The following is a 9384-nucleotide window of genomic DNA, read 5'->3' on the forward strand; positions in this document are numbered from 1 at the left end:
CGCCTCTACTGTCCTGACGTTCGACCCGCCGGGCCGACCGGGCCGGCGGGCCAGCACGTCACCCGTGGAGTGATCGTGGAACGTCGGAACTTCTTGCGTACAGCGGTGATCGGTTCATCGGCGGCGGCCTTCGGCGGCACCCTCTGGAGGGGCGCCGCCTCCGCCGCTCCCGCCCAGCCTGCCACCGGGCCGTACGGTGCGCTGCAGGCCGCCGACGCGAACGGCATCCTGCTGCCGAGCGGCTTCACCAGCCGCATCGTCGCGCGTTCGGGGCAGACCGTCCCGGGCACCTCGTACACCTGGCACAGCGCGCCCGACGGAGGCGCCACCTTCACCGACGGCGGCGGATGGATCTACGTGTCCAACTCCGAGGTGTCCTCGGGCAGCGGCGGCGGGGCGAGCGCGGTGCGCTTCGACGCCTCGGGGACCGTCACCTCGGCGTACCGCATCCTGTCCGGCACGAACAACAACTGCGCCGGCGGCCGCACCCCGTGGAACACCTGGCTGTCCTGCGAGGAGGTCACCCGCGGGTTCGTCTACGAGACGGACCCCTGGGGCGTGAACGCGGCCGTGCAGCGTACGGCACTCGGCCGCTTCAAGCACGAGGCGGCGGCGGCCGACCCCGACCACGGCTACGTCTACCTCACCGAGGACGAGACGGACGGCCGCTTCTACCGCTTCCGCCCCACCACCTGGGGCAACCTGTCGTCCGGCACGCTGCAGGTCCTGGTGGCCGGCACCGGCACCTCCGGCCCGGTGACCTGGACGACGGTCCCCGATCCGGACGGATCACCCACCCAGACCCGCTACCAGGTCTCCGGCGCCAAGGTGTTCAACGGCGGCGAGGGCTGCTTCTACGCGGCCGGCACCTGCTGGTTCACCACCAAGGGCGACAACCGGGTGTGGGCGTACGACGCGAACGCCTCGTCCCTCTCGCTCGCCTACGACGACTCGCTCGTCACGAGCGGCACCGCCCCGCTCACCGGCGTGGACAACGTCACCCGGTCCGCCTCGGGCGACCTGTACGTCGCCGAGGACGGCGGCAACATGGAGATCTGCCTGATCACACCCGCCGACACGGTCGCGCCGTTCCTGCGGATCAGCGGCCAGTCGGGCTCCGAGATCACCGGGCCCGCCTTCTCGCCCGACGGGAAGCGCCTCTACTTCTCCTCCCAGCGCGGGACCAGCGGCAGTTCCTCGGGCGGCATCACCTACGAGGTCACCGGGCCGTTCCGCTCCTGACCGGCCCCGGGGCGGCTGTGGCGGTGCGGGCACCGCGACAGCCACCCCGTCCCGGCGTCAGGCCTGCCCCTCGACGGCGGCCGGGTCCATCCACACGACCTCCCAGATGTGGTGGTCGGGGTCCTGGAAGGAGCGGCCGTACATGAAGCCCTCGTCCATGGGCTCGTTGGCCGGCGAACCGCCCGAGGCGAGCGCTGCGTCCGCCATCTCGTCCACCTTCGCGCGGCTCTCTGCACTGAGGGCGATGAGGACCTCGGTCGTCGCCGACGCGTCGGCGATCTCCTTCTTGGTGAAGTCCTTGAAGCGCGGTTCGCTGATGAGCATGGCGAAGATCGTGTCGCTGATGACGAGACAGGCGGTCGTATCGTCGCTGAACTGCGGGTTGAAGCCGAAGCCGAGCTTCGAGAAGAAGTTCTTGGTCGTCTCCAGGTCCTTCACCGGCAGGTTCACGAAGATCATCCGAGGCTGAGGCATGGCTCCCACTCTTCTTCCGTACGGCACTCTGCAGTGCTCCCGCGCGCTCCCTGCGAGCGCTCACAAGAGGTAGACGGCGGCGGCGGGCGGAACTCATCGCCCGGGGCGGGCGCGGTTCCCCCGCGCGGCGCTGCCGGTGCCTCGCGGAGGGCGCATAGCGTCGGGGCATGAGCGGATCGACGGGCCGAAGGATCACCGAGAAGCTGTCGGACGACACGCTGAGGGGAGCGACCGGCCGGGGCTGGGCGGACTGGTTCGCCGTGCTCGACGCCTGGGACGCGACGCGGCGCACCCATGCGGAGATCGCCGCGTACCTGGGCACGGAGCACCGGATGGGCGGCTGGTACACCCAGTCGGTCACCGTCGGGTACGAACAGGAACGCGGTCTGCGGGAGGTGGGACGGTCCTCGGCGGGCGACTGGAAGACCTCGGGCAGCCGGACCCTCGCGGCCCCGCCGGAGCGCGTCATGGCCGCCTTCACCGAACCGGTGCTGCGCGAGCGCTGGCTGCCGGACGTGGAGCTGTCCGTACGCGGCCTGCGGCCCGGTAGGTCCCTGACCGCGGGCTTCCGTGACGAGTCCGGGGAGCCCGCGGGAAGCGTCTCGGTGCGGCTGGATGCCCTGCCGGACGGGCGTACCCGACTGGGCCTGGGGCACGGGAAGCTGGCGGACGCGGGGGCGGTGGCCCGCTACAAGGCGTTCTGGAAGGAGCGTCTGGCCGTTCTGAAGGCGGTGCTGGAGGAGCAGGGCTGATCGGCTCAGGACAGGGCGAGCGGAGCCCCGCCCCGGAGCAGCGCGGCCCCCAGCGGGGTCAGCGTGTGCAGGACCGAGCTGCCGTGGCGCAGGGTGCGGACGAGACCGGCTTCGCGCAGCACGCAGGCGTGCTGGCTGGCTGAGGCCAGGGACACCCCGGTCCTGCGGGCCAGCTCGCTGGTCGTGCAGCCGTTGCCGATGGACCGCAGGACCGTGGAGCGGGTGTGGCCCACGAGCCGGCCGAGCCAGGGCCCCGGTTCCGCGAAGGCCGGGGCACCGGGGTGGGTGACAGGGTAGACGAGGACGGGCGGCAGGAGCGGGTCCCGGTAGACGACGGGGGTGCCCCGGCAGAAGTACGAGGGCTGCAGGAGGAGGCCCCGGCCGTCCAGGTGCAGCTCCCGGTCGACGGGGTAGTCCGCCTCCAGCACCGGCGCGCGCCAGCGGATCACCGAGGGCAGGGTGGCGAGGAGTTCGTCCGCCCCGCCGTCGAGCAGCGCGCGGCCCCGCAGCGCGCGGTCGGCCTCGACGCTCGCCCGGATGTGCGGCCAGTACGGCTCGACGGCGGCGCGGTGATAGGCGCGCAGGGTGGAGATGAGCCGGCCCAGCGGTTCGGTGCGCCCCTCGGCGAGCGCGTGCGGCAGGGCGGCGGCCGTGGGGCCGCCCGACGGCCGCCTCAGGAGGGGGGCGGTTTCGGCCAGGAGGGCGGTTTCCGCGCGGATCCGGTCGGCCGGGGTGTCGCGCAGCGCCTCCATTCCGGCGTCGAATCCGAATGGTTCGGCCCCCTCCGCGGAAGGCGTCAGGAAGTCGGGGAAATAGCCTCTGGGCGGAACGAAGGCGGACAGCAGGCGTGCTTCACCATTCAACCGGGTCCGGGATTCCTTGCGCCATTTCCCGAAGACCGTGGAACCCCGCCGGTCCCTCAGCCTGTGGAAACTGAGAATGGTTTCCCACATCGCGTCCGGCCTCGCGGCCATCCGCACCCGCGAAAGGTCCACCCCGGACACATTGATACGCAGCACCGAACCCCCACCTGTTGCACCCGCAATTGCCCCCGTCGAAGGGTATGCACAGCATCACAGGAGGTCACCACGGGGTTTCGGCCACAGTTGAAACGCCTCGCCCGTATCCGCCGTACCCGAAAGGCTGTACGACGTCGGGTACGCATCCGGCGTCACCGAAAGAGCGGGTGAGGGCCGTGGGGGGCTTCGCCTGTTCGGCGGCGGTGAACGACGGTGCGGCTCCGTACCCGGCAGGGGTAAGCGGGTGCGGCCCAGGGGTGGGGATCCCTGGGCCGCACCCCGGCGGCCGGTCCCCGATTTGCGCACCGAACGGTGAAAAGAAACAACCTTGAACGGTTGGCGATTCAATTGACGAAGCGGCGGCACCCCCGCACAGGGTGCCGCCGCTTCCGGGTAATCCGGCTCCGCCGTCGGATCGTCGAGGGTGTAAGCGATCCGACGGCGGCCCCGGAGTCGAGCCGTTCGTTCCCCGCCGGGACTCAGCGGCTGTCGCTGCCCCCGGATTCGGCGGCCGCGCGGCCCGCTTCCAGCCGGGCGACCGGAATACGGAAGGGCGAGCAGGAGACGTAGTCCAGGCCGACCTCGTGGAAGAAGTGCACCGACTCCGGGTCTCCGCCGTGCTCGCCGCAGATACCGAGCTTGAGGTCCGGGCGGGTGGCCCGGCCGGCCTCCACGGCGCTGCGCACGAGGGCGCCGACGCCGTCCTTGTCGATCGTCTCGAACGGCGAGACCCCGAAAATGCCCTTCTCCAGGTACGCGGTGAAGAACGAGGCCTCCACGTCGTCGCGGGAGAAGCCCCACACCGTCTGCGTGAGGTCGTTCGTCCCGAAGGAGAAGAACTCCGCGGCCTCGGCGATCTGACCGGCGGTCAGCGCGGCTCGGGGCAGCTCGATCATCGTGCCGATGCTCAGCTTCAGTTCCGTACCGGTGGCGGCCTCGACCTCCGCGATGACCCGGTCGGCCTCCTCGCGGACGATCTCCAGCTCCTGGACGGTGCCGACGAGCGGGATCATGATCTCGGCACGTGGGTCGCCCTTGGCGTTCTTGCGCTGCGCGGACGCCTCGGCGATCGCGCGGACCTGCATCGCGAACAGCCCCGGGATGACCAGGCCGAGACGGACGCCGCGGAGCCCGAGCATCGGGTTCTGCTCATGGAGCTTGTGCACGGCCTGCAGGAGGCGCAGGTCGTTCTCGTTGGAGTCCTTGCGGGACTCGGCGAGCGCGACGCGCACGGAGAGCTCCGTGATGTCGGGCAGGAACTCGTGCAGCGGCGGGTCGAGCAGCCGGACCGTGACGGGCAGCCCGTCCATGGACTCGAACAGCTCGATGAAGTCGGCCTTCTGGAGCGGCAGGAGCGCCTCCAGCGCGGCCTCACGCTCGTCGTCGGTGTCCGCGAGGATCAGCTTCTCGACCATCTCGCGGCGCTCACCGAGGAACATGTGCTCGGTGCGGCACAGACCGATGCCCTGGGCGCCGAAGCGGCGGGCCCGTGAGGCGTCTTCGGCGTTGTCCGCGTTCGCCCGTACCCGCAGGCGGCGTACGCGGTCGGCGTAGGCCATGATCCGGTGCACGGCGGCGACGAGCTCGTCGGCGTCGTCGGCGCCCGCGTGCATCCGGCCCTCGAAGTACTCGACCACCGGGGACGGCACGACGGGGACCTCACCGAGGTACACCTTGCCGGTGGAGCCGTCGACGGAGACGAGGTCGCCCTCCTCGACGACCGTGTCCCCGACCGTGAGCCGGCGGCGCTTGGTGTCGACCTCGATCTCCTCGGCGCCGCAGACGCAGGTCTTGCCCATGCCGCGGGCGACGACGGCGGCGTGCGAGGTCTTGCCGCCGCGCGAGGTCAGGATCCCCTCGGCGGCGATCATGCCGTCGAGGTCGTCGGGGTTGGTCTCCCGGCGGATCAGGATGACCTTCTCGCCGGACCGCGACCACTTGACGGCGGTGTACGAGTCGAAGACGGCCTTGCCCACGGCCGCACCCGGGGAGGCGGCGATACCGCGGCCGAGCAGCACGCTGGCGGCATCGTGGTCGAAGCGCGGGAACATCAGCTGGGCGAGCTGGGCGCCGTTGACCCGCTGGAGCGCCTCGGCCTCGTCGATGAGCCCCTGGTCGACCAACTGGGTGGCGATGCGGAAGGCGGCACCGGCGGTGCGCTTGCCGACCCGGGTCTGCAGCATCCAGAGCTGGCCGCGCTCGATGGTGAACTCGATGTCGCAGAGATCCTTGTAGTGGGTCTCCAGCGTCTCCATGATCTTCATCAGCTGGTCGTACGACGCCTTGTCGATCGACTCCAGCTCCGCGAGCGCCACGGTGTTGCGGATGCCCGCGACCACGTCCTCGCCCTGTGCGTTCTGCAGGTAGTCGCCGTAGACGCCCTGGTGGCCGCTGGCCGGGTCACGGGTGAAGGCGACGCCCGTGCCGGAATCGGGCCCGAGGTTGCCGAAGACCATCGAACAGATGTTGACGGCCGTGCCGAGGTCGCCGGGGATGCGCTCCTGCCGGCGGTAGAGCTTGGCCCGGTCGGTGTTCCACGAGTCGAAGACCGCCTTTATGGCCAGGTCCATCTGCTCCCGCGGGTCCTGCGGGAAGTCGCGTCCGGCGTCCCGCTCGACGATCCTCTTGAACTCCTTGACCAGCTTCTTGAGGTCGGACGCGTCGAGGTCCACGTCGACGGTGACGCCCTTGGCGTCCTTCGCGGCCTCCAGTGCCTCCTCGAAGAGGTCACCGTCGACCCCGAGCACGGTCTTGCCGAACATCTGGATGAGGCGGCGGTAGGAGTCCCAGGCGAAGCGCTCGTCCCCGGCCTGCGCGGTGAGGCCGACGACGGAGGCGTCGGAGAGGCCGATGTTGAGGACCGTGTCCATCATCCCGGGCATCGAGAACTTGGCGCCGGAGCGGACCGAGACCAGCAGCGGGTCGTCCGCCTGGCCCAGCGTCTTGCCCATCCGCTTCTCGAGCGCCGTGAGGTGCGCACTGACCTCGTCGCGCAGCGCGGCCGGCTCGTCCCCGCTGTCGAGGTAGACCTTGCAGGCCTCGGTGGTGATCGTGAAGCCCGGAGGGACGGGAAGCCCGAGGTTGGTCATCTCCGCGAGGTTGGCACCCTTGCCACCCAGAAGATCTCGTCGATCCTTGTTGCCCTCGGTGAAGTCGTAGACGAACTTCTGGGGATCTTTGTTTTCCGACACGGGTCTCGACTCCTCGAGGACGCGGTGGCTGCCCTGACGGCGAGGAACATACCCAGATCGAAGGTGTCTGGGTACGGCCACTTGCGCGTCATGAGGTCTCAACCACCCGTCCGCCAGCAGATCGAAAGCAGTGCGGTGGCGGCGCCCGATTAAGCGCATGTGTTCATTTCTTGAACGCAATACTACCGAGCGTGCACGTCTGCGCGCGATTGGCGCACGCAGGGTACTGGATGCCTTGATCGATCAAAGTAAAGTCGCCTGGCACCCAGTGCCGCCATTTGAGAAGTACAGCGTCCGGAAGAGCGCTCATCTGAGCCAGACTCCTCTCAGAGGTGGCGAGAATCACGCCCCCGGGCGCGCTCAGATGTCACCATCCGGACGCTCGCGACGCTGCTACATGTCACCCGATGGGCACATTCGAAAGCTCAGAGTCACAAGTTCGCACCCGCCACGGCGGGCGATGCGGGTCCGATATCGACTTCTCGACGGAAGTCGCCCGGATCACGCAAAGCTAGTCCGCTCAATTGAGCGAACTAGCTTTGCGGCACTCGGTGCCTCGCATGGGAGGCGGCGATCAGCCGCCCGAGGTGTCCAGCTCCGCGTCGGCGCTCACACCCGCACAGTCGTACGGGTCCTTGAGCCAGCCGTCCGGGAGTGCCACCCGGTTGTTGCCCGAGGTGCGCCCACGGGGGCCGTCCGCGCCGTCCGGCCACGGCTGGTCGAGGTCCAGGCGCTGGAGCTGCCCGGCCAGTTCCTCCAGCGACGAGGTGACCGCGAGGCTCCGGCGCATCTCCGAGCCGACGGCGAAGCCCTTGAGGTACCAGGCCACGTGCTTGCGGAAGTCGATGACCCCACGGCTCTCGTCGCCGATCCACTCCCCCAGCAGCGTCGCGTGGCGCACCATGACGCCCGCGACCTCGCGCAGGGTCGGCGCCTGCCTCGTCCCGGTGCCCTCGAAGGCACTGACCAGGTCGCCGAAGAGCCAGGGCCGCCCGAGGCAGCCGCGGCCGACGACCACGCCGTCGCAGCCGGTCTCGCGCATCATGCGCAGGGCGTCGTCGGCGGACCAGATGTCGCCGTTGCCGAGGACGGGGATCTCCGGGACGTGCTCCTTGAGGCGGGCGACGGCGTCCCAGTCGGCCGTGCCGCCGTAGTGCTGGGCGGCGGTCCTGCCGTGCAGGGCGACGGCGGTGACGCCCTCCTCGACGGCGATACGGCCGGCGTCGAGATAGGTGGTGTGGTCATCGTCGATGCCCTTGCGCATCTTGATCGTGACCGGCAGCTCGCCGGCCTGCGTGACGGCCTCACGGAGGATCGCGCGCAGCAGGGGCCGCTTGTACGGAAGCGCGGAGCCGCCGCCCTTGCGCGTGACCTTGGGGACGGGACAGCCGAAGTTCAGGTCGATGTGGTCCGCGAGGTCCTCGTCGACGATCATCCGGACCGCCTTGCCGACAGTTACCGGGTCCACTCCGTACAGCTGGATGGAGCGCGGGGTCTCGCTCGCGTCGAAGCGGATGAGCTGCATGGTCTTCTCGTTGCGCTCGACCAGGGCACGCGTGGTGATCATCTCGCTGACGAACAGCCCCTTGCCGCCGGAGAACTCACGGCACAGCGTGCGGAAGGGGGCGTTGGTGATGCCGGCCATGGGGGCCAGCACGACCGGCGGCTGCACGGTGTGCGGGCCGATCCGGAGCAGCGGGAGGGCGGGAGCGAGCGTGGTCATGGCGCCATTGTCCCGCACGTGGCCGGCGCCCCGGATACCGCCCTTCCAGACGTCGGCGAGGGCCGTCTCCAGCAGCCGTTCCAGGCCCTGCCGTGACTCCTCGGCCGAGGAGACGTACGTCACCGTGCTCGGCCTCGGGAAGGGGCCGCGCCACATGTCGGTGTGGCGAGGTGAGACGCGGCGCGGTGGGGCGGGGTGGGGCGTGGTGGGGCGGGACGCACCGCGGGCCCGGATCACCGAGGTCGAGGTGATCCGGGCCCGCGGTGCTGCGGGTGGTACGAGGGGGTCAGCTCCCGGCGGGCGCGTCCTCGGCCGGAGCGGCACCGTCGGAACCGGTGCGCTCACGCATCTTGCGCACCAGCTCCTGCTTCTTGTCCTCGGCGGCCTTGCGGTCCTTGTCGCGCGCGGGACCGGCGCCCTGCTGTTCGGCGCGGGACAGCTTCTTGCGCTGTCCGCCCACACCGAGGAGGTTGTTGCGGCTGTTGGCCACGGGATTCTCCCATTCGTGGTGAGAAGTGAGGTCCGGGGTGACCGGAGATCACCGGGGGGATCGGTTCGATGGGTGACGGGCGGCGAGGGCCCGTCACACGCTCACTCGTAGATCTGGAAGAACGGGGACATGCCGAAAAGGTACCCCGGCCCGGCGGTCGCCCTCACCAGGTTTTCCCGCGCGGTCCGGCGGCGCCCTCACCCGGGCGCGCGCCGGGACCGGTTCAGGTGCTCCTCCGCCTTCAGCCAGGGCAGGAACTGCGCCCCCTTGCGCCACCCGCAGGTGTCGCAGGTCAGCTGCCGCTGCATCCCCGACTTCCTTACGTGGACGATGTGTTCGCGCCCGTGCTCATCCCATCTGCTGACCTTGCTCGTGGTCGTGACTCCTCCCCCTCCTGGAGGACTCCGTTGGGAAATCCGCAAAGCGACACCCCCGGGCGATGGGGGGGCTGGCATGATCGTCCTGTCCGTCAGTGGGAGGGTGGGGCTGGATG

8 protein-coding genes are annotated in these 9384 nt (G+C 70.1%); 2 read left to right on the forward strand and 6 right to left on the reverse strand.

Features of this window, described 5'->3' with window-relative positions; translation table 11 throughout:
- Positions 1-75: 75 nt before the first annotated feature.
- On the forward strand, positions 76-1242 hold the full coding sequence (locus tag ACFU5K_RS21505) for an alkaline phosphatase PhoX (protein WP_384064053.1): 1167 nt from the start codon (positions 76-78) through the stop codon (positions 1240-1242).
- 57 nt (positions 1243-1299) lie between these two features.
- On the opposite strand, the gene ACFU5K_RS21510 is transcribed toward ACFU5K_RS21505, so the two are convergent.
- Positions 1300-1716 (reverse strand): VOC family protein, encoded by a 417-nt coding sequence (locus ACFU5K_RS21510; protein WP_384064056.1) that lies wholly within the window; start codon positions 1714-1716, stop codon positions 1300-1302.
- Between the two features lie 167 nt (positions 1717-1883).
- Between ACFU5K_RS21510 and ACFU5K_RS21515 the strand changes: the two genes are divergently transcribed.
- Positions 1884-2468: a hypothetical protein gene (locus tag ACFU5K_RS21515; protein WP_384064059.1), complete on the forward strand. Its 585-nt coding sequence runs from the start codon at positions 1884-1886 to the stop codon at positions 2466-2468.
- A 5-nt stretch (positions 2469-2473) separates the two neighbouring features.
- Here ACFU5K_RS21515 and ACFU5K_RS21520 read toward each other — a convergent pair whose 3' ends face one another.
- The 5 genes from ACFU5K_RS21520 to ACFU5K_RS21540 form a co-directional block, all read right to left on the reverse strand.
- Positions 2474-3487, reverse strand: coding sequence for an ArsR/SmtB family transcription factor (locus ACFU5K_RS21520; RefSeq protein WP_384064061.1), 1014 nt, complete (start codon positions 3485-3487; stop codon positions 2474-2476).
- A 479-nt stretch (positions 3488-3966) separates the two neighbouring features.
- Positions 3967-6678, reverse strand: a complete 2712-nt coding sequence (gene ppdK / locus ACFU5K_RS21525) for a pyruvate, phosphate dikinase (RefSeq protein ID WP_384064063.1) — start codon at positions 6676-6678, stop codon at positions 3967-3969.
- Positions 6679-7252: 574 nt separating this feature from the next.
- Entirely contained in the window at positions 7253-8401 is a 1149-nt protein-coding gene (gene dusB, locus ACFU5K_RS21530; RefSeq protein ID WP_384064069.1) for a tRNA dihydrouridine synthase DusB, read from the reverse strand.
- 286 nt (positions 8402-8687) lie between these two features.
- Positions 8688-8891 (reverse strand): DUF6243 family protein, encoded by a 204-nt coding sequence (locus ACFU5K_RS21535; protein WP_384064066.1) that lies wholly within the window; start codon positions 8889-8891, stop codon positions 8688-8690.
- A gap of 197 nt (positions 8892-9088) precedes the next feature.
- On the reverse strand, positions 9089-9307 hold the full coding sequence (locus ACFU5K_RS21540; protein WP_384064072.1) for a hypothetical protein: 219 nt from the start codon (positions 9305-9307) through the stop codon (positions 9089-9091).
- Between the last annotated feature and the right edge of the window lie 77 nt (positions 9308-9384).

This window comes from Streptomyces sp. NPDC057428 (assembly GCF_042803195.1).
Taxonomy (GTDB): domain Bacteria; phylum Actinomycetota; class Actinomycetes; order Streptomycetales; family Streptomycetaceae; genus Streptomyces.

What these genes read in the sequence shown, in the direction of transcription:
- ACFU5K_RS21510 (WP_384064056.1), bottom strand. Translation starts at nt 1,716, where the DNA reads ATGCCTCAGCCTCGGATGATCTTCGTGAACCTGCCGGTGAAGGACCTG.
- ACFU5K_RS21515 (WP_384064059.1), top strand. Translation starts at nt 1,884, where the DNA reads ATGAGCGGATCGACGGGCCGAAGGATCACCGAGAAGCTGTCGGACGAC.
- dusB (WP_384064069.1), bottom strand. Translation starts at nt 8,401, where the DNA reads ATGACCACGCTCGCTCCCGCCCTCCCGCTGCTCCGGATCGGCCCGCAC.